This is a genomic window from Pandoraea terrigena (assembly GCF_902459705.1).
In the GTDB taxonomy this organism is placed as follows: Bacteria; Pseudomonadota; Gammaproteobacteria; order Burkholderiales; family Burkholderiaceae; genus Pandoraea; species Pandoraea terrigena.
In genome coordinates this window covers 402,331-425,379 of record NZ_CABPRU010000003.1, presented here as the reverse complement: position 1 = coordinate 425,379, position 23,049 = coordinate 402,331, and the positions used below count along the sequence as shown (strand labels likewise).

The window sequence follows — 23,049 nt, the reverse complement described above, 5'->3', positions numbered from 1 at the left end:
ACTGGAGATACCCGATGAAAAAGCAGTTCATCGTGCCGCAGGGCACACATGCAATGCCGACATACTCTTACGCGGTGAAGGCGGGTAACGCGGTCTATCTCGCCGGCCACGTTGGTCGCGATGCGCAAGGCAGGGTCGTCGAGGGCGGGATCGAGGCGCAAACCGCGCAGGCGTTCGAGAATCTGAAACGCACGCTCAACGCAGCCGGCGCGACGCTGTCCGACATCGTCAAGCTGACGATCCACCTTACCGATATCGAGGCGATGGCGACCGTACGCGATGTGCGCGCGCGCTATCTGAAACCACCGATGCCGGCGAGCACGGCGGTCGAGGTCGCGAGACTCGCGCCGGGTGTGCTGATCGAGATCGACGGCACGGCCGTGATCGACGACGACGCATGATTTCCGCGCAATCAACCGTTCCACGGCTTTTCTATTCGCCGGAAGCGTGCTCGCTTGCCGCGCATATCGCGCTCGAAGAAACGGGTGAGGCATTCGAGCCGGTGCGCATTGCGCTGGCCGACGGCGAGCAGCGCTCGGCCGGGTATCTCGCCATCAATCCGAAGGGGCGCGTCCCCACGCTGGTCGACGATGGGTTCGTCGTGACGGAATTGCCCGCGGTGCTGCTGTATATCGCGCGGCGCTTTCCGCACGCGGCGTTGTGGCCCGGCGATCCGCAAGGCGAGGCGCGTTGCGCCGAATGGGTCGCATGGTGCGCGTCGGGTTTGCATGAAACGTTCGGCCATTTGCGGCGGCCCGAGCGTTTCGCCGATAGCGATGCCGCCCGCCGTGAAGTCGCGGACAAGGGGCGTGTGTCGTCGCGTGCCGTTTGGGAGATGGTGGAGCGCAGGCTCGCCGCGTCGAGCGATCAATGGGCCGCCGGTTCGTGCTATTCGGTCGCCGACGGATGTCTGCTCACGTTCTGGATCTGGGGCCGCGCGAAGACGCTTCGGTATGACATGCATCGTGACTTCCCGGCGTGGACGGCACTCGCGACACGCGTCGCGCAACGCGGCGCGGTGCGACGCGCACTTGAGAGGGAAGGCTTGCTGGCCCCTTGAGTATCGCAACGAATTCGATTTCGCCGCTCCGGTAGGGAGCGGCATTCCTCGGGCGCAAATCCGCACACATTGTCGTCGCGGCGGGGCCTTCCTTTACGCGTAGCAAACAAAAACTGATGGAGATGAATATGGCAACAAGGCAAATGAATGTGTGGTGCGTCGCGGTGTCGCTCTCGTTGGGCACGGCTGCGGCCGTCGCGCACGCGCAGACCGTCGTGAAAATCGGCAGCGTCGCGCCGCTGACCGGCAGCATGGCACACGTCGGCAAGGACAACGAAAACGGCGCTCGCCTCGCGATCGAAGAAATCAACGCGCAAGGACTCGTGATCGGCGGTCAGAAGATCACGCTGCAGCTCGATAGTCAGGACGATGCCGGCGACCCGCGCCAGGCCACGCAGGTTGCGCAAAAGCTCGTGGACGACAACGTGATTGGAGTGGTCGGCCATCTGAACTCTGGAACGACAATTCCTGCTTCGAAAATCTATAGCGATGCCGGTCTGGTCCAGGTCTCGCCGTCGGCGACCGACCCGGTCTATACGCAGCAAGGTTTCCGCACGTCGTACCGGATGGTCGGCACCGATGCACAGCAGGGTCCGGCGCTCGCGAAATATATTGCGGAAACGCTGAAGGTCAAAACGCTCGCGATCGTCGACGACTCGACCGCGTACGGCGAGGGCCTCGCCAATCAGTTCCAGAAAGCGGCCGAAGCGCTCGGTATCAAGGTGCTATCGCACGACGCGACTAACGACAAGGCGATTGACTTCCGCGCGATTCTCACGAAGATCAAAGGTGAAGATCCCGATGCGATCATGGTAGGCGCAATGGACCCGACCGGCGGTCCGTTCGCGCGTCAGGCGCGGCAACTGGGCTTACGCGCGAAGATTCTCGGCGGCGACGGCATGTGCACGGCTAGAATGCCGTTGCTGGCAGGCGAAGCGGCTGATAACGTTGTGTGCTCGGAAGCGGGAGAAGCGCTGGAGAAAATGCCGCAAGGCGCGGCCTTCGCCGCGAAGTACGAGAAGCGCTTCGGCGAACCGATCCAGATTTACGCGCCGTTCTCGTATGACGCAGTGTACGTGATCGTCGACGCAATGAAGCGCGCGAATTCGATCGATCCCGCCAAGATCCTCGCCGCGATGCCGAGTACGGACTATGCGGGGGTCACCGGGCGGACGAAGTTCGATGCACACGGCGATCTGTCGCACGGTGTGATTACGCTGTACACGTACAAAGGTGGCAAGAAGACAATTCTCGATATGGTGACGTTATGAGTTTATCGACTTCGTGGATCGACATCGACGCGTACGATGGCGGAAGTTTTCAAGGATTTCTCGCGTTGCCGCCCGCGCGCCGTGGTCCGGGGCTTCTCGTGTTGCAGGAGATCTTCGGTGTCAACGCGCACATTCGCGGCGTCGTCGAGCAATATGCGGCGCAGGGTTTCGTTGTGCTTGCACCGGACATGTTCTGGCGTATCGCGCCGCGCCTCGAGATCGGCTATCACGGCGAGGATCGCGTGCGTGCAAATCAGCTCTACGACGAGGCTCTCGACAAGCCGCTCGCCGTCGCCGATGTCGGCGCGGCGGCGAAGCGTCTGCGCGCGCTGCCGGAGGTGACAGGAAAGGTCGGTGCGGTTGGCTTCTGTTTCGGCGGTTGGTTGACCTTCGCGGCCGCCGCCGAGCGGATGATCGATATCGGCGTTTCGTATTACGGTGGTGGCATCCAGCATCAGCTGGACCAGTGCGAGGGCATTGTCGCACCGATGCAATTCCACTTCGGCGAAAGCGATTCGCATGTGCCACTTGCGCTCGCGGGCGCGTTGCGCGAACGTTTTGCCGGTCGCGACGCCGAAGTGCACACGTATCCTGGCGCCGAGCATGGCTTCAACTGCAGGGAGCGCGAGACCTATCATGCGGGCGCGGCCGCCCTCGCGCACAAACGTGCGCTGCAGTTCCTGCGCAAACCTCGATGAAAGGCGGGCCGTCGCGACCGCGGCGGCCCGCCTGTTCAGATTGAGCACCCGTTTCGCGGACTTCGCGCCGGATGAGCACACACGTGTCATGATCGGCGGAGGCGAGTTTGATGCTTTTGCCACTACATGTATCGACGGGGTTAAACGCTCAAAGTTGGTGATGAACTGGTAGTCAGCACAAAACGGCACGGGTTAAACAACGCTCAGCGGCCGACAACTGTCCGTTGGCCAGTCGACAACGCCGGAAGATGGAGAGCATGGATCACGGCGGGAGGGACTTTGTTCAGCAGAGGCCTTGCGCGGCGGCCGTAGGTCGGGGAAGGGGCCGAGTGATACAGGATGCGCTCGATCTGATTGACGAATCAGTCATGGAGCTCACCCACGTGAGGGCGATCCACGAGCCTCACGAAGCGCTACGTCCGGATGACGGTCGAGACCTTGCGGCTGGACCAGTCAGGCCAGTTCCTCACGGACAGGCATGGCGGCGAATGCAATTTCGCTTTTGAAATAACAATCCTAGCGGCAGGGACGATTGAGATGGAATAGACGCGCCACGCGGTTTTCTCCGCGCGAAGCAAGAGGGAATTTGCGGAGCAAATGAGAAGGGGCCTGCATCTCTGCAAGCCCCTGAATTCGTGGTAGGCCGTGCGGGACTCGAACCTGCGACCAACGGATTAAAAGTCCGCTGCTCTACCAACTGAGCTAACGACCCAACGAAGAAAAAGATTATAGCGACGCCGTCACCATAGTGTCAAGACCAGCGTGGCGTGGATGTGTCCGTTTCGGCGCCATTCCGCGCATATGCGTGCGAATTGCGCTCAAACACTGCGCTCAATGCGCCACATCTGGTACTTGAATGCGCAGACGCCGCCCACGAGAATTGCCACCGTCGCGAGGAACGAACCCAGCGCCAGCGTCGACACGCCCGACAATCCCTGGCCCACCGTGCAACCCAGCGCCGTCACGCCACCGAAACCCATCAGCACGCCACCTGCCATGTGATTCGCGGTGTCTTCCGTGCCCTGAAAACCTTCCCAGCGGAAATTGCGCGACGCCAGCGCGTAGACGAACGACCCGGCAACGACGCCCAACACGCTGGCAATGCCCAGGGTGACGACGTTGCTCGTGTCGCTCCACATCATCAGCCAATACATCGTGTAGGCCAGCGGCGAGACGAACGACAGCGCTTCCATCTTCCCGGAATTCGTTGCGACAAAACTCTCCTCCAGCGTATTCGGATTCTCGGCAACGTATCCGAGCTTGCCCGAGACGTACCACAGCGCCACGATGATCGCCCCTACGGCGAGGCCGCCCAGCAGATTGTCGAACGTCCAGAATTCGCGTCTCGCAAGCGCCGCAATCACGAACGCGCCGCCAATCGCCAACCCGAGCACGAGCTGTGCGCGATGCACGTCGCCGCCAAACAGGCCGCCTAACAACGTCGGCAAATCCTGCGACGTCGCAAACGTCGTTTGCACGCTATCGATGGCCGTCACGCGCAATACGGCGAACAGGCCCTTGAGCGTCATGTAGGCCGACAACCCGATCATCACGAAAACCAGCAGCGACTTCAGATTCCCGCCGCCAATGCGCACCAGCGTCTTGCTGCCGCAACCGGACGCCAGCACCATGCCGAAACCGAACAGCCAGCCGCCGACGAGATACGACAGCCACGTAAAGCGCGGCGTCGTGTAAATCGCCTTGACCGGATCGATGATGCCCTGCGATGCCAGCACGCCCGTGCCGATGGTCGCAACACCGATGGCGAGCAACCACATGCGCATGCGGTTCCAATCACCGATGTTCACGATGTCGGATAGCGCGCCCATCGTGCAGAAATGCGTGCGCTGCAGTACAGCGCCAAACACAAAGGCCAGCGCAAAGGTGAACCACACCACGGTGTGGGAGAGGGCGGTGAGATCGACGTCGGTCATGAGGCGAGAAGGCGATGGCGGCCGTGCCCGGCCGTTCAATTCGTTGTCGCGAGCCACGGGGCGTGGCCAACGTTGTGGTTATCGGGGGTGCCGCGCTTTGAACGCTTGCAAAGCCCGTATTCTACTTGAGGTCGCGGCAGTCATCCGGAAAGCCTGGATGTGCCGGGCACGTTGCCAATGCCGGAAACGCACAACGCCGCCCAAAGGCGGCGTTGTGCGTTTGACGAGTGACGTCTCACGGAGGGCAGGTTCGCACAGTCTCCCGTGGGGCGTCTTACTTCAGCTTGGCCGCACGCTTCTTGGCCTCCGCTGCCGATTCGCTGTCCGGATACTTGGCCATCAAATCGTGCAACGTTTTCTTCGCTGCTGCAATCTGCCCGGATTCCGCCTGGTTGCTGGCAATCGCCAGCATCGCCTCGGCAGCCTTCGGGCTCGTCGGATACTTCGTCACGATCCCCTGCAGCGTCGCGGTCGACCCCTTCAGATCTTTGTTGGCGTACTGCGCATTGCCAAGCCAGAACTGCGCTTCGGGTTGATACGGGCTGTCGGGATACTTGGCCGAGAAGGTCCGGAATGCCGTCTGCGCACCCCTGTAGTCACCATTGCGGAATTTCGTCAGCGCGGCGTCAAAGATATCCTTCTCGCCCGGTTGGACGGTGCCGGTCACGCCGCCGACGGTCATCTGCTGTGGTTCGAATTTCTTCAGGCGACCATCGAGGTCGTTGTAGAAATCCTTTTGACTCTGTTGCAGGTTCGCAAGCTGGTTTTTCAGATCTTCGTTCTGACCGCGCTGGTCGGCCAGATCACGCTGCAACTGCTGAATCTGATTGTTCAAATCCAGCACGTTGCGCGTGAGCCCTTCGATCCGCTGCTTGTCCGAATCCAGACGGCTGCGGATATCGAGGATCGCTTTACGCGCCTCGTCGTCATCGAACAATCCGGCATGCGCCAGCGGGCTCAGCACCGCAGTGCCGAGCGTCACCGCGCAGATCATGTTTTTAAGCAAACGAGACGTCATGACGATTCAATCAATAAGCCAGATCGGCGCGACGGTCCTGGGCCCAGCTCGCCTCGTCCGTACCCGTGGCCTTTTCCTTGCCCAGCGAAACGGCTTCCATCTGGTTGGTGTTGGCGCCCAGTGCCGACATGGCCTTCACGACAGCCTCGGCACGCTTCTGGCCCAGCGCCAGGTTGTACTCGCTCGTGCCGCGCGGGTCGGTGTTGCCCTGCACCAGCACGTGACGCTGCGAATACTTGTTCAGGAAGGCGGCGTGTGCCTGGAGCATCGGGGTGTACTGTGCATCGACGCTGTACTGGTCGAAGCCGAAGTACACGCTGCGCTTGGCGAGCGGGCCGTTCGGGTTGTTCAGTTCGTCAGCCGAGGCGTCGACGGGAGCGACAGCGCGGGCGTCCGTGGCTTGACCCTTGTTGGCGTTAGCCTGGTCGTCGAGCTTCACGCCCGACGAGCAAGCGGCCAGAGCGGCCAGCGAAGAGATGGCGAGGATGTTACGAAGCAGGGAACTCATTTGAGCCTCCGATTGATGATGCTGTTGATGTTATTGCATGAAAGGGCCCCAGGAGGGTTCGCGAACTTCCCCTCCCCGAACCTGAAGAATCTGCCGGGTTTGCCCGTCCACCGAGACTGCCGCGAGAACCTTTCGGCCCCCCGACTGCGTTGCATAAAGAATGTACTTGCCGTTTGCGGCAAAACTCGGTGACTCGTCGTGGCTGGTGTCGGTCAGAGCCGTAACATCGCCAGTACTCATATCCTGCACGCACAGCTTGAATCCGCCGCCTTGACGCGCAATGAACGCGAGCAACTTGCCATCGGGACTGATTCGCGGGCTGACGTTGTAACTCCCCTTGAAGGTCACGCGCTGCGCAGCGCCTGCCCCTTCGCCACCGGCCGGCATTTTGTAGATTTGCGGACCACCCCCACGATCGCTCGTGAAGTAGATCCATTTGCCGTCCGGCGAATACTGCGGTTCGGTGTCGATCGCGCCGCTGCGCGACAGCCGCTTGAGGCCACCGCCACTGGCGTTGACCTGATAGATCTGCGTGTTGCCGTCGCGCGAGAGGGCCACGGCGAGCTTGCTGCCGTCCGGCGACCACGAAGGGGCCGAGTTGTTGCCCTTCTCGTTGGCCAGCACGATACGACGGCCTGTGGGCAGATCGTGGATGTACACGACCGGCTTGCGTTTCTCGAACGAGACGTAGGCGACCTTCGTGCCATCCGGCGACCAGGCCGGCGAGATGATCGGCTCCCGGCTGTTGAGCGCAACGCGCGCATCCTGGCCGTCAGAATCCGAAATCTGCAACTGGTAGCGGTTGCCGCTATGCAAGACGTAGGACAGACGCGTGGCGAACACACCGCGGTCGCCCAGCAGCTTCTGGTAGATGTAGTCGGCAATCTTGTGCGCCGTCAGGCGCAGGTTCGCCGCAGACGCGGTAAGGGCCAGGCCGCCGAGCGGCTGTCCGTTCACGGCATCGTACAGGCGGAAGCTGACCTGGAAGTTGCCGTTGCCTGCCGGGACGATCGTGCCCGAGACGAAGGCGTTCGCCCCCTTGGCGCGCCAGGTACCGAGATCGACCGAATCGTCCACGCCCACAGCGGTGCCGCCCGTGTCGATCTGATTGAAGCGCCCGCTGTTGGTCAGGTCGGCCTTCACGACAGACACGATGTCCGTCGGCGCGGCGCCCTTGAAGTTGGACACGGCGATCGGGTAACGATTGGTGCCGACGCCCGTAATGTCAACGGTCAGCGGCGTCTGCGCATGGGCGATCGTGCACGCTGCGGTGAGCCAGGTGGCCACCAGCGCACGCCATGCATATTGACTGGAAATTCGCATGCGTTCGATTGGTCAGTTACGCGTTGCAAGCGCCATTTTTACCACACTCGGATGAAAATGGACTCGCGTCGCTCGGTTTTCGTTCCCGTTTGACAACACACTCAGCCTTTGGGGCTAAAGCGCAGGTTGACGCTCGGGGGGGCTTTGCCATTGGTGTCGCGTGGCAAGGGGTCGGACTTGGTGATGGCGGACTGCACGGCGGCATCCCAGGCGGGATTGCCGCTCGATTTGACCAGCTGCATCGACAGTACGCTGCCGTCCGGGGCGAGGCGCACCGAGACGACGGCCGTGGGATTGCCCGCGGTGTCGCCACCATAGGCGATGTTGGGCTTGACCTTCGCGCGCACGCGATCGGCATAGCCCGCCGACGCCGTGCCGCCCGCGCCCGAGCCGGTACCGCCCGCCTGCGAGCCCAGACCGTTGCCGGTCGCGCCCGCTGTGCCGCCGGCCATCCCGCGCAATGCCGCCAGACGCTCGGCGCGCGCAGCGTCGGCCGCCTTTTGCGCTGCCGCTTCCTTCGCGGCCTTGGCCTTGGCCGCCTTGTCTTGCTCAGCCTTCTTCTCGGCGTCCGCCTTCTTCTGCGCATCGGCCAGTTGCTGCTGCTTCAACTGTTCGGCCTTCTTCGCAGCCTCATCCTTCTGACGCTTCACCTCGTCAGCCTTCTTCTGATCGGCCAGCTTCTGCTGATGGGCGGCTTCCTCCGCCGCCTTCTTGCGGGCAAGCTCGGCCGCGGCCTGCTGCTCGGCAAGTTGCTTCTGCTTGAGGGCTTCCTGGCGCGCCTTCTCCTGCTGCGCCTCGAGCAGGCGGGCCTGCTCGGCGGCTTGCTGCTCCTGTTTGCGCTTTTTCTGCTGGAGGGCGATGTCGGCGTCTTCGGCCGGCGGCGTCGGCGCGGCCACGGCGGGCGGGGCGGGCGTCGGCGGCGGCGTCACCACGGTCGGGGGCGTCGGTTGGGCGACTTCCGAGGGCGTCCACAACTCCGCCTCGGAACCGGCGGGAGAACTGTTCTGCCAGCGCATGCCATAGAAGAGCAGCGCAAACAGCAACGCGTGCATGAACAGCGCGAGGAGAAATGCCCGTCCGGTGCCGCGCTCATCGTGGCGTGGGCCGATGGGGCGATGGGGACGGTCGGGGCGGGCTGCGGTGCGGCTCATTTCTGCTTGACGAGCAGGCCCACGCGCTTGACGCCCTGGGCCTTGAGATCGGACATCACGTTCATGACGATTTCATAGCGCACCGACTTGTCGGCGGCAATGACGACCGGCTGATCCGGGTTCGCGGCCTGACGACCTTGCAGGAACCCGGTCAGATCGCCCCCGCTCATGCGCTGCTCAATGGTGTTCTCACCATCCTTGTAGCGCACCAGCATGCGGTTATCGGCTTCGATGTTGACGACCACCGGCGGCGTCTGCTGCTGCGGACTCGCGTTGGCGACGCTCGGCAAATTGACGATCGACGGTGCGACGAGCGGCGCAGCCACCATGAAGATGACGAGTAGCACCAGCATCACGTCGATGTAGGGTACGACGTTGATGTCCGCCATGGCGCGACGGCCGCGGCGAGCGTTGCGCATAGAACCTGCCATGTCTCGGCGCTCCCGGAGTGCTTAGTGAATCTGCCGTTGCAGGATGTTGGAGAATTCTTCGACGAAGCTTTCGAAGCGGATCGACAGCCGGTCGATGTCGTTGGCGAAGCGGTTGTAGGCAACCACGGCAGGGATAGCGGCGAACAGACCGATGGCCGTGGCCACCAGCGCTTCCGCGATGCCCGGCGCTACATTGGCGAGCGTGGCTTGTTGCACGTTCGACAGGCCGCGGAAAGCGTTCATGATACCCCACACCGTACCGAACAAACCAATGTACGGGCTGACCGAACCGACCGATGCGAGGAAGGGCAGATTGGCTTCGAGCGAGTCCATTTCGCGTTGATAACAGGCGCGCATGGCACGACGCGCGCCGTCCAGAATGGCATTCGGATCGTGCAGACCCTTCTCGCTCGCCTTGATGTATTCCCGCATGCCCGATTCGAAGATGCGCTCGAGCGCGCCCGTCTGATGCCGGTTGTTCAGGGCGCTTTGATAGAGCGCCTGAAGATCGCCACCCGACCAGAAGTCGCGCTCGAAGCGCTCGGTCTGGGCGCGGGCGCGGCGAATCGCGAAGATCTTGCGGAAGATGTGCGTCCACGAGAGCAGCGAGAGCAGCAGCAGCAGGCCCATGACGGCCTGGGCGAGCACGCTGGCATGCAGGACCAGCGAAATGATGGAAAGGTCTTGATCGGGCATGGTGTGGTTATTGACTGACCGGAGTTCTTGTCGTTGGCTTCAGGCGGCTGCGGGACGGGCAGGCTCGCCCGCTGCGGCGGTGGCCACCTTGGCGGCCGATTGCATGGCGAGACGCACGTTCATGGGAATCTTGCCCGGGCGCAGGGTATCGGCCCCCACGCAGCCGATTTTGATGCTGCCGCGCACCAACAGTTCGCTGCTGCCGTCCGGCGCGTCTCGCCAGGCTTCCTGGTGAAAATCGACGGAGGCGCCGCCAATGCGCTCGATGCGGCTCTTGACGGTGAGATGATCATCCAGCCGGGCAGGGGCCAGATAGTCGAGTGCGGTCGCGCGAACGATGAAAATCATGCCGGTATGACGGGCCAACTCGAGTTGCTCAATGCCCAGCGAACGGAGCCACTCGGTACGGGCCCGTTCGAAGAACTTCAGATAGTTGGCGTAGAAGACGACGCCTCCGGCGTCCGTGTCCTCGTAGTAAACGCGAATTGACCAACAGGTATCAAAATCAGCCATGCCGCGCATTGTATCGGAACCCGGCACCAACGCCAGCCACGGAAACACAATTTTTCAAACCGGAAGCACGGCCGGCTGTTTACGAGGAATTACTGAAAGCCAGGCGCCGCACCAAGCTGGGGCAAATTTGCGCGAATCCCCCGTGTGGCGGGGGATTGCGCTAGCGCCCAGGCGCCGCCCGTCTCTATAATGATGGATCGCAAGCCCCCTGAATTTCAGACAGGATCCCCGTCGGCGTCTCGTGTACCATGCGCCCCTGGGTTCCCTCCTAGCGAATCAACCTGCGAGGCCCTCGAATTGACTTCCCCTTCATCGCAAGCAACCTCCGTGCGTGTCGCGTTTCTCGGCCTGGGCGTAATGGGTTATCCCATGGCCGGTCATCTGCAACGTGCCGGTCATCAGGTCACCGTCTATAACCGGACGGCTGCCAAGGCGCAGCAGTGGGCCAAGGCATATGGCGGCGCGGCTGCCGCCACCCCCGCCGAGGCCGTGCGTGACGCCGATATCGTGGCCGCCTGCGTGGGCAATGACGACGACCTGCGCAGCATCGTGCTCGGCGAGCATGGCGCCTTTGCGGGCATGAAGGCGGACACCGTCTTTGTCGATCACACGACCGCCTCGGCCGACGTGGCACGCGAACTCTATGCCGTCGCGCGCGCGAAAGGACTGCACTTCGTCGACGCCCCCGTCTCGGGGGGCGAAGCCGGTGCCAAGAATGGCGTGCTGACAATCATGTGCGGCGGCGACGCGCCGGCGTTCGACCGGGTTGCGCCGACGCTGGGCGCCTACGGTCGCGCCGTCACGCGCGTTGGCGAGGCCGGCGCTGGGCAGATTGCCAAGATGGTGAACCAGATCTGCATCGCCGGGCTCGTGCAGGGGCTGTCGGAGGCGATCAACTTCGGCCAGTGCGCCGGACTGGACATGCCGCTCGTGCTCGACGTCATCAATAAAGGGGCGGCGGCGAGCTGGCAAATGGACAATCGCGGCCAGACGATGATCGACGGCAAGTTCGATTTCGGCTTCGCGGTGGACTGGATGCGCAAGGACCTGGGCCTGTGTCTGGCCGAAGCGCAGCGCAACGGCGTGTCGCTGCCGGTCACGGCGCTCATCGACCAGTTCTATGGGGACGTGCAGGCGCTCGGCGGCTCGCGCTGGGACACCTCCAGCCTGATTCATCGGTTGCGGGTGCTGTCGGGCAAGGCCTGAACGGCATCGGCGGGGTTGCCGTCACGATGGCGACCTTGGCGGCCCTCGCGAGCGTGGCACACGCGGAAGACCGGGCCGTCGCCCGCGGCCAGCCGGTGGTCGATATCCGGTATTTGACATATCTCCGGGTTTGTCTCCAATCGTCAGCGGAGGCAGATTGGCACTAGAATGCGGAAAACGGGACGTCGCGGTGCGACGGCATGGCGGCGTGGCAGCTTGGGAGCGGGCTGGGGCGGTGGCGTGTCGACGTTGAGCAGCAGGGAGGCCGCCGCGAGCGATAACGATCTAGAACACAACTCGACCCCGAGACCCCAGTACCGACATGAGCAATCAGTCGAACGCCGCGGCCGTCCGCGCATTTCGCATACTTGAAATTCTCAGTGCGTCAGGCACGCCAATGACCTTGGCGGAGATCGTCGCCGCCATTGGTCTGCCCAAGCAGACGGTGCATCGCATTCTCAAGCAGCTTGAAGCGGCGTGGCTTGTGTCGCGCGAAGCCGGCAGCCGGCATTACGAGCCGTCATCGCGGGTGCGCGCGATGGCCGTCAATGCGCTGATGCATGTCGGGCCGGCGGCCGCGCGCCACGCCATCCTGCAGCAACTGGTCGACAAACTGGGCGAGACCTGCAACCTGTCGATGCTCTCGGGCGACGACTTGGTCTACCTCGACCGTGTGGAGACGGATTGGTCACGTCAGCTCAAGCTTGCGCCGGGTTCGCGCGTGCCGTTGCACTGCACGGCGAGCGGCAAGCTGTTGCTGGCATTCCTGCCGCGCGCGCGCCGCGAGAAGTTGATCGCGCATCTGCCGCTGCGGCCACGTGCGGAGAACACCATCACGGATCTCGAGGACTTGCGCGAGGAGTTGACCGAGACGCGCAAGCGCCGGGTCGGCACCAACAACGAAGAGCATGTGCCGGGCATGATCGCCATGGCCGTGCCCGTGATGCTCGACCGTAATCGCGCGTGCGCGGCCATCGCGGTGCAGGCAAGCGCGCAGCGTCGCACGCTCGACGCGCTCATGGCATTCTTGCCGGAGCTTCAGACGGCCGCCGAGGCGATGGCGGGCACGTTCAACGAGTAAGACAAGCGCTACGCGGCGACACTGTCACGCCGCCACGCTGCGACGTTCACGGCACCACGACATCGCAACGCCCACCGCTACTGCGCTTGCGCAGGACTTGTGGCGACCGCCGACATGGGGGCGGGGGCGGAGATGCCGGCCGTCGCGGTCTCGAAGGCCTGTTCGAGTTGCTTCGTGCCTTGTGCCGAGTCGGCGCGCATGCGCGGTTCGATGAAGATCGGATCAAGCATCAGGAACAGCAGATTCGGCGTGCGATAGGTGACGTCGCGCTCGAAGCGCGTGCCGGTGCCGTCAGGCGTGAGTCTGTAGCGGACTTCGCCGGACGGGCGCCGGTTCATCTGGCCCTCGATACGCCATTCGCGCGGCGGCTTCGCTTCGGTGACCTTCCAGTGGATGATGCCGTGACGTCCGGCGAGGCGAAATTCCTCGGCGACTTTTTCCCCCACAGCGAGCGAGTGATCGGTGGCGCCTTGCACGGCGAGTGACGCCGGATGCCACTTCGGCCAGTTGGCTGGCGTAGTGACATAGTCGTAGACGACCGGCGGCGGCGCGTGCAGCGTGACCGTGTTCACGATGTGCGTCTGGCGCTCGAAGGGCAGGGGCAGCAGCGAGAGCAGGGCGACGAGCGCGGTTGCCCCCAGGATGAACAGGACGACCCGCTTCATCGGCGCGCGCTCACGCACCGGAAGGCGAATCGAGTTCGACATCGACCATCAGGTCGTCGGCCAGGCTTTCCAGGGTCTCGCGCAGCGATTCCGTACTGACGCTCGCGGGGACATGAAGCCGGGCCGTCGCGTGAAACAGCGTGCCACCCGACATCGATCCTTCGACGCATTGCGTGGCGAGCTCATCGATGCTGATGCCGCGCGAGAAGAGCACGTGCGAGATTTCCTTGACGATTCCGGGGTGATCCTGACCGATGAGATCGAGCTGAAGCGTACGGGCGGCCGGGTCGGCGGCGGCGCTTTGGGCGCGTGTGACGGCGATGCGCAGGCCTTGGGTTTCGAGCGCTTGCAACGCTTGCGAAAGCGCGTCGGCGTGTTCGTCGGGGACTTGCAGATGGATGATGCCGGCGAACTGCCCGGCCAGATTGGCCAGGCGGCTTTCCAGCCAGTTGGCGCCAGAGGCGCTCGCGCGATCGGCGATCGCGTTGACCAGGCCCGGGCGATCCGGGCCAATCACATTGAGAATCAGGGACGTCGTCATCACAGGCTCCGTCGAAACTGAGGGGCAAGAGGCGGCGCAAACCGCGCGCTCGTTTCCCGATGGGGCCGTCGCGCGCAGCAAGCTCAAGTGTAGTGCAATCGCTGGGGGTGTCGCTACGCCATGCCCGCCAATCCATCTACACAGCAATCACCGGCCGCGTTGCCCAGCGTTGCCAGGCCCAGACCACCGTCGTGCCAACCGCGATGCCGAGCGCGGCCCCCGCAAGGGCATCGCTCGTCCAGTGGTACGCGGCGGCAAGCTGGCCGAAGCCCGTCAGCGCAACCGCCACGGCGCACGGCCAGCGCAGGGCGCGGTGTCGCAGCGAGAGCACCGTCGCAAACGCCAGCATCACGGTGAGGTGCCCCGAGGGAAATGACGCGTAAGCCGCACCGTCGCCGCCGAACCACCGGAACGCGAACACACCGTCGCGCAGATACGATGGGTTGTCATGAATCCATGTGGCCGGCCATGTCCGCCCGAAAGCGAACTTCAAGCCTTGCTTGAATACGCTGCCGATGCCCACGGCGCCAGCAGCGAGCCACAGCGTCACCGCCCACGCCGGAAGGTCTCGGCGCCAGACGAGCGCCGCGCCGACGATCGCAAACGTCGGCCAGGCCAGCACAAATAACGGTGAAGGCAGCGCCGCAACGTGCTGAATCCACCGTGTACCTTGCGTATGCGTATGGGCGAAGTCCACCACCGGCCGATCGATCCACGCGATGGCGGCCAACGTCAGCAACAGGCACGCGAACGCGCTCAGCCATGCCGTTCGCAGGTAAAGGGATGCGGCCGCGGGGGCGGCGGAGGCAGGTGCTGGATCGTTCATGTCGCGATGTCGGCGGAGAAGAGGGACCAAGCGGAACCAAGACGAATCGACGTTCGGGGAAACCGCGACATGGTAGCCGTCATTGATGACATCTGCGCAACGTTTCCCCCCAGGCGGGCGACGTCGATGCCGTCATGGCGATTTGATGACGATCAGGGCGCCTGTGCTGCGCGCGTGACATGCTCGCCCGGCAAGGAAACGAAAGATTTTTTGCTGGGCGAGCGGCCATCGTCCTACAATCGTCCCCTACGTAAAAGTCGGAGGCGGCCCGATGGCACAAGGCGCAGCGGTCGCAACCGGGACGGTGAACCTGGCGGCGGGGCGTCGTCAATACCGACGTCGAACGAAGGAACAGCCGTGTTGGATGGTGTAGTTCGCTTGACAAAACAAAATCAATATCGCTCGCGGGGGCAATAGTGAATCGGGGATTCGAGAGCATCATCGATCGTCTGGCGCGGGAATTCTGGCGCGCCGCGCACGTGCGCGAGCAGCAGCACGCGCAAATGCAGGCGCGCTCGCTGGCGGAAGTTCGCGCCGTGGATCAGGCACAACGTGCCTTGGACGCGGCGCCGGCCGCCGACGCCGCCGCGCGTGAACGCGCGCAGGTGGCGCGGCATCAGGCCGAAGCGGCAGCGCAGGGCGCCCAGGCCAAGCTGGCGGTCGCAAGGCTGGAGCGCCTGCTCGCTGACGGTCTCGCGCGCGATCTGCGCATTCCGCCGGCCGACCTGCGCGCGAGCAGCACACCGACGGCGCTCGATACCCGGCACCTCCCGAAGATTCTGCCCAAGCCCGAATGGGAAACCTTCGCGCCCGAGAAGCCGGGCCGGCTAGCACTCGCCATGCCGGGCGCGTCGGGGCGCTATGAGCAGGCAGTCGCCAAGGCGCGCAGCGAGTTCGTCCATGCGGAACGCGAGCACGAGGCGTCGAAGATCCGCCGGGCGCAAGGCTCGATGATTCTCCAGATCGCACAGCAGAAGGCCACGGAAGCCGCGCGGGCCGAGAGCGCACGTCACAATGCGGCCGTGGCCGACTTCGAGGGGGCATTGTTGCGCGGCGAAGCGGCGGCCATCACGGGCTATGCGCGCATCGTGCTCAGCCGCAGCCCGTATCCGGAAGCGTTTGCGCAGACGCTCGCGGCGCACTACGTCGAGCACCACAAGTTGCTGGCCATCGGCTATGACGTGCCGACGCTCGACGCCGCCGTGCCCGTTGTATTCGACTATCACTACCACCCCGCGCAGGGGCTTGTGCAGGGCGTGCCTGCCAGTGAGGCCGTGCGTGCGAAGGTGTACGCCAACGCATTGCGCCAGATCGTGCTCCGCTCGCTGCACGAACTGTTCTCGGTCGATCCACTGCATCAGGTGAACGCCGTCGTCTTCAATGTATACGCCAGCGATGGCGATGCCCGTGTATGTCTGGCGAGCGTCCACGCCACGCGCGCCGACTTCACGGCCCTTAGGCTGGCCGAAGGCGATCCCGAGGTGCATCTGGCAGCACTCGGCGCGCGCGTGTCGGCGTGTCCCGAGGCGCTGCAGGCTGTCGCACCGGTGGCGGGCGTCGATATGACGACGGTCGTCACCGACGCCGACGTCGCCGTCGACCGCCGCTTCAATCTGATGACGCTCTCCGACAAGGACTTCACGCAGGTGATGTTCCACTTGCTGCGCTCGCACGGTTTCGAGGGGCCGCCGCTTTTGCCGGGGGAGCAGGCGGGCATGCTGACCTGCCGTGCGTGGGATCCGCATCCGATTTTTGGGGGGGACGTCGTCGTGCACGTGTACCGCGAAATGCACAACGGCGCGCGTCTGGAGATCGCCGCCGCACGCACCATGCTCGCCGAGATGCAGAAGATTGGCGCTGCCCGCGGCATGTTGATGACAACCGGGGTGTTCGACGACGGGGTCGAAGAGTTTGCGCGCGATCGTCGCATCGAACTGCTCGCTGGGCATCATCTGGTCTTTCTTCTGAAGGAGAACGCGGGCGTCGATGCCAGCGTCATCGTGCCGGAGGCGCTCGCCACCACCGCCGCGCCATTCTGACGGCGCCGCCCGGGCCGGTGGCGGTCATGGACCGTCTTGGCGAGAGCGTCCTGCTATAGTGAGCCCACCTGACTCACGTCATTTTCATCACGGAGAATCGTATGTCGCGACGCACGGAGAATTCGGCGAATGCAGGTGGCAAAACCAGGTTCCCGACCGGGATGGTGGGGATAGGCCTCGCGCTGGTACTGGCCTTCGGCGCAGTCATGCCGGCGCGCGCGCAGCTCGATATGCTCAAGAATGCGGTGGGCGGCGGTGCCGGCGGCAGTAATGCCAGTGGCCTGGCAGGCAGCTTGGGCGGGCTTGGCTCGGCCAGCGCGCTGACGTCGGGCAGCATCGGCAATGCAACGGGCGTGTTGCAGTTCTGCGTCAAGAACAACTATCTGAGTGGCGGGAATCTGAGTTCGGCGACCGACGTCAAGGACAAGCTGCTCGGCAAGCTCGGCACCCAGTCGGGATCGCCGGCGGCCAGCCCGGGCTATCTCGATGGCGCCAAGGGACTATTGTCTTCTCCCGACGGCAAGACCGTCGACCTGAACGGCGGTGGGCTCAAGGAGCAACTGACGCGTCAAGTCTGCGACAAGATTCTCGATCAGGCCAAGTCCTTCCTCTGACCCCGATCGCGCCGGCGGGGCGTGCGGTGGCACCAAGAAAATAATCGGTTTTGGGTCTTCTCCAGGGGCCACGGGAGGGCATACGCTAGATGCAACCCCTTTCCGCTGCTTTTGTCCGGAGTCGTCGATGTACCAGCCCGCCGCTTTTACCGAGGATCGTCCTGAAGTCCTGCACGATCTCATTCGAACCCAGCCGCTTGGCCTGCTTGTCAGCGCCGGTCCGCAGGGGCTGATCGCCGATTCAATTCCGTTCCTGATGTACCCCGACGAAGGCGAGTTCGGCACCCTGCGTGGGCATTTGGCGCGGGCCAATCCGCATGGCCCGGCGCTGCGCGACGTCGACGATTGCCTCGTGGCGTTTACGGGGCCACAAGGGTACATCACCCCCTCATGGTATGCCGCCAAGGCGGAGCACGGCAAAGTCGTACCGACCTGGAACTACGCTGCCGTGCATGTCTGGGGGAAGCCGCGCGTGATCGACGATGCGTCGTGGTTGCGGCGTCTCGTCGGCGATCTCACGCAATCGCAGGAGCAGCGGCGTGCCGCGCCGTGGGCGGTGGAAGACGCACCGGTCGATTTTATCGACGGCATGCTGCGTGCCATCGTCGGCGTGGAAATTCCGATTCGCCGTATCGAAGGCAAATTCAAGATGTCGCAAAACCGCGCGATGCCCGATCGCGTCGGGGTGGTCGATGGCTTGCGCGCCGAGGGGGCGTTGAGCGAACCGCTGGCGGCGCTCGTTGCGCTCAGAGGTGAGGTGCCCGGCGACTGATGGCAGCGCCGGTCCGGCGCTTGCTGTGGTAACGAAAGGAAACAATTTCCGGGCGCGCGGGACAGGTTGCGCGGCGGCGTCCCCGCATACAATGCGGCAACCCAACTCGGATGCCGCAATGAAGACACTGTTCCTTGCGCTCGCGCTGGTGCTCTGTGTGCTGTTCCTGGCGAAGGACTGGCTGCCGAGTGCGCAAGCCGACGAGTGCGATAACCTAGGCCCAGCCCAGACCCTGCAATGCGCCGCCTACGGTGCGGGCAGTATCGTCCCCGAATAGTCGTTCATCCGCTACAATCGCACCCCCTGACGCCTTACCTTAAGCAGTGCGATGAAGCAGTTTCGATGGACGGTCACCGCAGTGCGCGCAAGCCGCTTGCGCGCGATGGCCGGGCAATTGGCCGCCGCTCTGGCCACCCTTTCCTGCGCAGTCGCCGCGACGTCCGTCGTGGCCTTTCCGGGCGATGCGTTCGCCGCTGCCTCGGCCTGCGGCGACCACTACTGGGCCGGTACCGCCCCCGACATCACCCAGGCCGCCATGTCGCGCAGCGCGCGCGAAGTGTGCTTCAGCGCGTTCGGTGTCATGCATTCGGGCGTGACGCGCACGCCGCTCTGGTCGGCCGAGCATCTCACCCGTGCGGGCCTGCGCGACGCGCGCCAGATCTCGCGCGTCAACAATTTTCACGCAGAATCGCGGCTTCCCGTCGATGAACGGGCCGAGCTTCGCGATTACGTGCGTTCGGGATACGACCGGGGACACATGGCGCCGTCGGCCGATATGCCGGACGCGCAGGCCCAATCGGAGAGCTTTTCCTTGTCGAACATGGTGCCGCAGAACAGCGAGAACAATCGTTATCTGTGGGCGGGCATCGAGTCGAGCGTGCGCAAGCTCGCACAGGATCGCGGGGAATTGTTCGTCATCACGGGGCCGCTTTTCAAGGGCAAGTCGATCACGCAGGTGGGCAATCGCGTGATGGTGCCCACGCAGTTGTACAAAATCGTCTATGACCCCAAGCGCCAGCAGGCCGGTGTCTACTTGGTCGCGAACGAGGCCACGAGCGACTATTCGGTCGTGAGCGTGGCGGAACTCGAGACGCTCGCCGGCATTGATTTCTTCCCGGGCATGCCGTCGGGCGTCAAACGCACCGCGATGCGCCTGCCCGCGCCCAAGGCGGCGGGCGGCAAGCGAAAACGTGATCCGGACGTGCCGTCGTATCGCGAGGTGCAGACGGTGCTCGAATTCTTGCGTACGATCGTTCGCTAGGTACGGCGGGACCGCGTCGGGCCGATCACCTCGGGTGCGGCCTCGCCGGTAACGATGGCCGCCGCTTTGGCCGATCTCAATTGACCGATTTCCCCCTCGCTCCAGGAGTCCCCGATGTCTGCTTCGTCTTCTGCCAACGCCGCGTTCGCCCCGTTCGCCAACGATGCCGATGCGCTCACGCTGGGTGAGTTCAACGTCGAAAATCATACAGACCACGTCGCCCTCTTCGGCAATCTGGAGATTCGCCGCGACGCCGAAGGGCTGCGGCAGGCACAAACGCTCAAGGCGGTGCTCGACGCCGTGGTCACGGCGCTTTCCGGCGCCGATCTGCCGGCCCAGGCGGCCGCACCGGGCGGCACGACCGCGCGACAGGTGAAAAATCCATTCGAATCATGACGCCGGCGGGGGAGGCGCTTCGCTCCCCCGGATTTACCCGAGCTTTGTCGCTTATCCGAACAATCGATGTTGCGGTGCACGATGCGATGAGGTTGACCGCCTGGTGCTGCCTCGACCTCTCTGGTCGTCCGGCCTGCCAGTGCTGCGAAGCTTGCGACACGACTTGCGCTGTCGCACTTGGCGAAACACCCAATTCCACGATTCATGCGGGTTGCGCGACAACTTGTCGCACCTGCGACATTCTGTCGCATTGACACGCCCTGTCACAAATTATGAATCGCGTCGGATGGACGGAATTCGTCGCCTCGCGCTTCCGTCTCGGAATCCGTCGGAATCACGTATTTGGCTTGCGGCGACGCAGCACGGATGGGGGGTTTACGACCGCTCGGCAAAGCGCATACTAGCCCTGCGTCTCGTCGATTCCGATAGCGTAAATCGATGACGGGCAAGGCTACGAACACTAAACAACGCGAGGTAACTTATGCACATCCGTTGGAAAAAAGTGTATTCGAGTGGTTGGGGAACGATTCATCACGAAGCACCCCGTTCCCATCGCAGCGCGAATGAGCGCGAGCAACTCTTTCAACGCCTGTTGGCAATCGCGATCGGCTGTAGTGTTGGCGGATTCGTTCTCATGTCGGTAGGTGCGGCCTTCCTGGGACGCTAAAGTCACCCATCTTCCTTTTCGTGCGCGGCACCGCCTTCGGCGGACGGCCGCGCCGCGTTGCCTCCGCTGACGCCGATCCACCTTCCTTGACGACAGTACCGTCTCCCGAGCTTGTGCCGCGGGGATTCTGCGCGTTCGCCTCACCACTTCAATCGCCCGATTCAACGGCGCGGCCGCTCGGCTTCGAAACGTTTTGTTACAAAAACGTCGAGTTTCGAAACGATCGGCATGGCTGAATGTCGGTAATTGGCGACGCTTCCCCTTAAAGATTGCAAGCTGCCTTCGATAAAGCGCGTTAAGCACGCCGATATCCATCGTCGATAACGTGGTCTCTCATGGTTATGACGCCGGATTGTGCGGGTTCACGCTATTGCGTTTACGAAAGAATAGTGCCATCTTGAAACGACGACGCTGTGTCGGAATATTGGGTGATCTGGTGTTACCGATTTGCCCGGATTTATCCGAATTGTCTTGCGTCTCAGAATTTTCGATAAAACAGTAAAAAGAATCGTCACGCGGGCCGGTTTGATTGATTTGTGAGGTGCGCCATGGAAATTCGCTGGGAAAAGTTGTACTCGGGCGGATTGGGTCGTTTTTACGACACTTCGGAATCTAGCCGCCGTCGGGCACGGCGTGCGCAACTGGCATGGTTTGGCATTGTCATCTCCGTCGGCATCGCCGTTGGCGCTGTGGCCATCGCGTGGCGCTGGCTCTGATGATCATCGCGCCAGAGCGCCGTCAGGGGGATGCAGGAACGCTGGTGTGACTCGCTTTCGCGGCGAGTCCAGCGTTCGTCTGCGCTAACGCGGCGAACGGGGTGCCTGGGCAACGGTGACGTGCTTCGACTGGCACGTCATGAACTGGGGTGCCTCTCCGGTGTGACGCGTAAAGCAATGGTCAACGCGTCCCGCTCTGGTCGGCGCAGGCAACACCGGTTGCGTTGCGTTCGCCTGCTACAGATCGAGCAGTAGCGACGGTGTACGACAACCGGAGACGCACACAGCCATCACGGTGTTGGACGCCCGCTCCGTCGCCGTCAGCACCGAGTCCCTATGATCAGGTTCGCCGGCCAATACTGCGGTCTTGCAGGTGCCGCACACGCCCTCCTGACAACTGTATGGAACCTCGACCCCTGCGTTCAGCAACGTCTGCAACAGCGTTGTACCCGGCAAAACGTTCAGTGTTCTTCCCGACCGATTCAGGGTGACGGCGTACGATGGCTGCGACTCGGATGCAGGCCTGGCGCCTGAGAAGCGCTCGATGTGACCATTCCGGATCTCCAGGTCGCTACATGCGCGTTCGAATGCTCCCAGAAAGCCAGTGGGGCCACATGCATAGAAGTGAGCGCCGCGTGGCTGGGACGCCATATATCGCTTGAGGTCGAACTGCGCGCCCTGTTCGTCATCGAAATGCCACGTTACAGGGATGTCGAGCGCGAGAATATCGTTGACGAAGGCCGCGTGTTTTCGCGTCTGGGCGCAGTAGGCGAGCACCACGTCGCGACCGTTCGCGCTCAAGTGACGAGCCATGCACAGCAAGGGCGTGATGCCGATGCCACCGGCGATCAACACGGCGCGTTCCGTGGAGTCGGCGAGGCCAAAGTTGTTTCTCGGGCGGGAGATGATCAGTTCGGAGCCGACCTCCAGCGCATGATGCAGGTACCGTGACCCACCTCGACTTTCCGGAGCCTCAAGCACGCCCAGGACGTATCGGTTCGTTTCGTCGGGAGCGTTGGTCAGCGAATAGCTCCGGGTGATGCCATTGGGCAAACGAACGTCGACGTGTGCGCCAGGTGTAAACGTGGGAAAGGATGCGCTGTCTGCCGGTTGCAGTTCAACGCGGATGACGCCCGTGGCCTCTTGCCGCAGTGCCGCCACCGTCGTGCGTAGCGTCGGCATCGGTGGCTTTGCGCGAACGCGAGGTGGGTGGTAAATGACCAGCATTTCCAGCGCGGATTCGCCCAGATTGCGGAACGAGTGAGCAACGCCAGCAGAGATCGGGCTGACGGAGCCAGCAGAGACGGGGGATGTCTCGTCACCCACCGTAACTTCTCCCACGCCGGACAGTACATAAAACAGATGTGCGTGCGGCTCGACGTGAGTCGCCGATGCCCCTCCTGGCCCGACACTCGTCAGCTCGATGCTATAGGCATCATTCGTGTACGCGGGCTCGGTGACGGCCTTGTAACCGGACTTGTTAATAAAAAGGCCTGTCAGGGGTACCCATGGAATATCGTTGACGTTCCACGTTACTGGCTTTTCGGCATCGACGAAATTATCCGCCGAGGCTGTGGTTGCAGGGTGCATGTCATGGTCTCCTTCGATTGACGGTCGTCCCCGCGCGGGACTATTCTGCCGGCCGTTGCGCCATGTGGCCGA

At 63.3% G+C, this 23,049-nt stretch carries 24 protein-coding genes, 1 tRNA gene and 1 pseudogene; 12 read left to right on the top strand and 14 right to left on the bottom strand.

Translation table 11 applies throughout. From position 1 onward, the window contains the following. Positions 1-14 precede the first annotated feature (14 nt). From PTE31013_RS09570 to PTE31013_RS09555, 4 genes are all read left to right on the top strand, one after another. Positions 15-401 (top strand): RidA family protein, encoded by a 387-nt coding sequence (locus PTE31013_RS09570; protein ID WP_174978498.1) that lies wholly within the window; start codon positions 15-17, stop codon positions 399-401. A 101-nt stretch (positions 402-502) separates the two neighbouring features. Next, complete coding sequence (locus tag PTE31013_RS09565) at positions 503-1,060, top strand: glutathione S-transferase family protein (RefSeq protein WP_425495551.1); 558 nt, start codon at positions 503-505, stop codon at positions 1,058-1,060. 143 nt (positions 1,061-1,203) lie between these two features. Next, a complete protein-coding gene (locus PTE31013_RS09560; protein WP_425495553.1) occupies positions 1,204-2,331 on the top strand; it encodes a branched-chain amino acid ABC transporter substrate-binding protein in 1,128 nt (375 codons plus the stop codon). Continuing rightward, positions 2,328-3,029, top strand: a complete 702-nt coding sequence (locus PTE31013_RS09555) for a dienelactone hydrolase family protein (RefSeq protein WP_150612561.1) — start codon at positions 2,328-2,330, stop codon at positions 3,027-3,029. The genes PTE31013_RS09560 and PTE31013_RS09555 overlap by 4 nt, the downstream gene beginning before the upstream one ends. Positions 3,030-3,665: 636 nt before the next feature. Here PTE31013_RS09555 and PTE31013_RS09545 read toward each other — a convergent pair. From PTE31013_RS09545 to ybgC, 9 genes are all read right to left on the bottom strand, one after another. Then, positions 3,666-3,741 (bottom strand) — tRNA-Lys (locus PTE31013_RS09545). A gap of 106 nt (positions 3,742-3,847) precedes the next feature. Continuing rightward, positions 3,848-4,963 carry a YeeE/YedE family protein gene (locus tag PTE31013_RS09540; RefSeq protein ID WP_150612560.1) on the bottom strand — a complete coding sequence of 372 codons (1,116 nt, stop codon included), beginning with the start codon at positions 4,961-4,963 and terminating at the stop codon, positions 3,848-3,850. Between the two features lie 274 nt (positions 4,964-5,237). Continuing rightward, complete coding sequence (gene ybgF / locus PTE31013_RS09535) at positions 5,238-5,981, bottom strand: tol-pal system protein YbgF (protein ID WP_246174171.1); 744 nt, start codon at positions 5,979-5,981, stop codon at positions 5,238-5,240. 10 nt (positions 5,982-5,991) lie between these two features. Further along, complete coding sequence (locus tag PTE31013_RS09530; RefSeq protein WP_150612559.1) at positions 5,992-6,489, bottom strand: OmpA family protein; 498 nt, start codon at positions 6,487-6,489, stop codon at positions 5,992-5,994. Between the two features lie 30 nt (positions 6,490-6,519). Further along, positions 6,520-7,812: a Tol-Pal system beta propeller repeat protein TolB gene (gene tolB, locus PTE31013_RS09525; RefSeq protein WP_150612558.1), complete on the bottom strand. Its 1,293-nt coding sequence runs from the start codon at positions 7,810-7,812 to the stop codon at positions 6,520-6,522. Between the two features lie 101 nt (positions 7,813-7,913). Further along, on the bottom strand, positions 7,914-8,963 hold the full coding sequence (gene tolA, locus PTE31013_RS09520) for a cell envelope integrity protein TolA (RefSeq protein WP_150612557.1): 1,050 nt from the start codon (positions 8,961-8,963) through the stop codon (positions 7,914-7,916). Continuing rightward, positions 8,960-9,394, bottom strand: coding sequence for a protein TolR (tolR, locus tag PTE31013_RS09515; protein WP_023873635.1), 435 nt, complete (start codon positions 9,392-9,394; stop codon positions 8,960-8,962). Before tolR ends, tolA begins: the two co-directional genes overlap by 4 nt. Positions 9,395-9,415: 21 nt before the next feature. Next, on the bottom strand, positions 9,416-10,090 hold the full coding sequence (gene tolQ / locus PTE31013_RS09510; protein WP_150612556.1) for a protein TolQ: 675 nt from the start codon (positions 10,088-10,090) through the stop codon (positions 9,416-9,418). A gap of 39 nt (positions 10,091-10,129) precedes the next feature. Continuing rightward, positions 10,130-10,612: a tol-pal system-associated acyl-CoA thioesterase gene (gene ybgC / locus PTE31013_RS09505; protein WP_150612555.1), complete on the bottom strand. Its 483-nt coding sequence runs from the start codon at positions 10,610-10,612 to the stop codon at positions 10,130-10,132. A 288-nt stretch (positions 10,613-10,900) separates the two neighbouring features. Between ybgC and PTE31013_RS09500 the strand changes: the two genes are divergently transcribed. Both PTE31013_RS09500 and PTE31013_RS09495 read left to right on the top strand, forming a co-directional pair. Then, on the top strand, positions 10,901-11,809 hold the full coding sequence (locus tag PTE31013_RS09500; RefSeq protein ID WP_281351801.1) for an NAD(P)-dependent oxidoreductase: 909 nt from the start codon (positions 10,901-10,903) through the stop codon (positions 11,807-11,809). Between the two features lie 322 nt (positions 11,810-12,131). Next, positions 12,132-12,890 carry an IclR family transcriptional regulator gene (locus PTE31013_RS09495; RefSeq protein ID WP_150612554.1) on the top strand — a complete coding sequence of 253 codons (759 nt, stop codon included), beginning with the start codon at positions 12,132-12,134 and terminating at the stop codon, positions 12,888-12,890. 77 nt (positions 12,891-12,967) lie between these two features. Here the strand turns inward: PTE31013_RS09495 and PTE31013_RS09490 are convergent, their stop codons facing one another. From PTE31013_RS09490 to PTE31013_RS09480, 3 genes are all read right to left on the bottom strand, one after another. Continuing rightward, positions 12,968-13,597 (bottom strand): SRPBCC family protein, encoded by a 630-nt coding sequence (locus PTE31013_RS09490; RefSeq protein WP_150612553.1) that lies wholly within the window; start codon positions 13,595-13,597, stop codon positions 12,968-12,970. Continuing rightward, entirely contained in the window at positions 13,566-14,096 is a 531-nt protein-coding gene (locus tag PTE31013_RS09485) for a glycine cleavage system transcriptional repressor (RefSeq protein ID WP_150612552.1), read from the bottom strand. The genes PTE31013_RS09490 and PTE31013_RS09485 overlap by 32 nt, the downstream gene beginning before the upstream one ends. Before the next feature lie 136 nt (positions 14,097-14,232). Next, positions 14,233-14,922 carry a phosphatase PAP2 family protein gene (locus tag PTE31013_RS09480; RefSeq protein WP_150612551.1) on the bottom strand — a complete coding sequence of 230 codons (690 nt, stop codon included), beginning with the start codon at positions 14,920-14,922 and terminating at the stop codon, positions 14,233-14,235. 416 nt (positions 14,923-15,338) lie between these two features. Between PTE31013_RS09480 and PTE31013_RS09475 the strand changes: the two genes are divergently transcribed. The 6 genes from PTE31013_RS09475 (at position 15,339) to PTE31013_RS09455 (ending at position 20,004) form a co-directional block, all read left to right on the top strand. After that, positions 15,339-16,961 (top strand): restriction endonuclease, encoded by a 1,623-nt coding sequence (locus tag PTE31013_RS09475; RefSeq protein ID WP_150612550.1) that lies wholly within the window; start codon positions 15,339-15,341, stop codon positions 16,959-16,961. Between the two features lie 161 nt (positions 16,962-17,122). Continuing rightward, entirely contained in the window at positions 17,123-17,575 is a 453-nt protein-coding gene (locus tag PTE31013_RS09470; RefSeq protein ID WP_150612692.1) for a DUF2501 domain-containing protein, read from the top strand. Between the two features lie 127 nt (positions 17,576-17,702). Continuing rightward, positions 17,703-18,347 (top strand): FMN-binding negative transcriptional regulator, encoded by a 645-nt coding sequence (locus tag PTE31013_RS09465; protein WP_150612549.1) that lies wholly within the window; start codon positions 17,703-17,705, stop codon positions 18,345-18,347. Between the two features lie 118 nt (positions 18,348-18,465). Then, positions 18,466-18,624, top strand: coding sequence for a hypothetical protein (locus PTE31013_RS24765; protein ID WP_174978497.1), 159 nt, complete (start codon positions 18,466-18,468; stop codon positions 18,622-18,624). 51 nt (positions 18,625-18,675) lie between these two features. Beyond that, positions 18,676-19,608 (top strand): DNA/RNA non-specific endonuclease, encoded by a 933-nt coding sequence (locus PTE31013_RS09460; RefSeq protein ID WP_246174162.1) that lies wholly within the window; start codon positions 18,676-18,678, stop codon positions 19,606-19,608. A gap of 114 nt (positions 19,609-19,722) precedes the next feature. Further along, positions 19,723-20,004: a hypothetical protein gene (locus PTE31013_RS09455; RefSeq protein ID WP_150612548.1), complete on the top strand. Its 282-nt coding sequence runs from the start codon at positions 19,723-19,725 to the stop codon at positions 20,002-20,004. A gap of 1,620 nt (positions 20,005-21,624) precedes the next feature. Here PTE31013_RS09455 and PTE31013_RS09450 read toward each other — a convergent pair. Together PTE31013_RS09450 and PTE31013_RS25060 are read right to left on the bottom strand one after the other, a co-directional pair. Continuing rightward, positions 21,625-22,569: a PDR/VanB family oxidoreductase gene (locus PTE31013_RS09450; protein WP_246174261.1), complete on the bottom strand. Its 945-nt coding sequence runs from the start codon at positions 22,567-22,569 to the stop codon at positions 21,625-21,627. Positions 22,570-22,599: 30 nt separating this feature from the next. Beyond that, positions 22,600-22,977 (bottom strand): annotated as a pseudogene (locus PTE31013_RS25060) (cupin domain-containing protein); the annotation flags it as partial. Between the last annotated feature and the right edge of the window lie 72 nt (positions 22,978-23,049).

Bases quoted from the DNA above. Each gene is read 5' to 3' on its own strand.
- PTE31013_RS09490 (WP_150612553.1), bottom strand. From the start codon at position 13,597: ATGTCGAACTCGATTCGCCTTCCGGTGCGTGAGCGCGCGCCGATGAAG.
- PTE31013_RS09570 (WP_174978498.1), top strand. From the start codon at position 15: ATGAAAAAGCAGTTCATCGTGCCGCAGGGCACACATGCAATGCCGACA.
- tolQ (WP_150612556.1), bottom strand. From the start codon at position 10,090: ATGCCCGATCAAGACCTTTCCATCATTTCGCTGGTCCTGCATGCCAGC.
- PTE31013_RS09470 (WP_150612692.1), top strand. From the start codon at position 17,123: ATGGTGGGGATAGGCCTCGCGCTGGTACTGGCCTTCGGCGCAGTCATG.
- PTE31013_RS09450 (WP_246174261.1), bottom strand. From the start codon at position 22,569: ATGCCGACGCTACGCACGACGGTGGCGGCACTGCGGCAAGAGGCCACG.
- ybgF (WP_246174171.1), bottom strand. From the start codon at position 5,981: ATGACGTCTCGTTTGCTTAAAAACATGATCTGCGCGGTGACGCTCGGC.
- PTE31013_RS09465 (WP_150612549.1), top strand. From the start codon at position 17,703: ATGTACCAGCCCGCCGCTTTTACCGAGGATCGTCCTGAAGTCCTGCAC.
- PTE31013_RS24765 (WP_174978497.1), top strand. From the start codon at position 18,466: ATGAAGACACTGTTCCTTGCGCTCGCGCTGGTGCTCTGTGTGCTGTTC.
- PTE31013_RS09495 (WP_150612554.1), top strand. From the start codon at position 12,132: ATGAGCAATCAGTCGAACGCCGCGGCCGTCCGCGCATTTCGCATACTT.
- tolR (WP_023873635.1), bottom strand. From the start codon at position 9,394: ATGGCAGGTTCTATGCGCAACGCTCGCCGCGGCCGTCGCGCCATGGCG.
- PTE31013_RS09485 (WP_150612552.1), bottom strand. From the start codon at position 14,096: ATGACGACGTCCCTGATTCTCAATGTGATTGGCCCGGATCGCCCGGGC.
- ybgC (WP_150612555.1), bottom strand. From the start codon at position 10,612: ATGCGCGGCATGGCTGATTTTGATACCTGTTGGTCAATTCGCGTTTAC.
- tolA (WP_150612557.1), bottom strand. From the start codon at position 8,963: ATGAGCCGCACCGCAGCCCGCCCCGACCGTCCCCATCGCCCCATCGGC.
- PTE31013_RS09480 (WP_150612551.1), bottom strand. From the start codon at position 14,922: ATGAACGATCCAGCACCTGCCTCCGCCGCCCCCGCGGCCGCATCCCTT.
- PTE31013_RS09540 (WP_150612560.1), bottom strand. From the start codon at position 4,963: ATGACCGACGTCGATCTCACCGCCCTCTCCCACACCGTGGTGTGGTTC.
- PTE31013_RS09560 (WP_425495553.1), top strand. From the start codon at position 1,204: ATGAATGTGTGGTGCGTCGCGGTGTCGCTCTCGTTGGGCACGGCTGCG.
- PTE31013_RS09460 (WP_246174162.1), top strand. From the start codon at position 18,676: ATGAAGCAGTTTCGATGGACGGTCACCGCAGTGCGCGCAAGCCGCTTG.
- PTE31013_RS09555 (WP_150612561.1), top strand. From the start codon at position 2,328: ATGAGTTTATCGACTTCGTGGATCGACATCGACGCGTACGATGGCGGA.
- PTE31013_RS09530 (WP_150612559.1), bottom strand. From the start codon at position 6,489: ATGAGTTCCCTGCTTCGTAACATCCTCGCCATCTCTTCGCTGGCCGCT.
- tolB (WP_150612558.1), bottom strand. From the start codon at position 7,812: ATGCGAATTTCCAGTCAATATGCATGGCGTGCGCTGGTGGCCACCTGG.
- PTE31013_RS09455 (WP_150612548.1), top strand. From the start codon at position 19,723: ATGTCTGCTTCGTCTTCTGCCAACGCCGCGTTCGCCCCGTTCGCCAAC.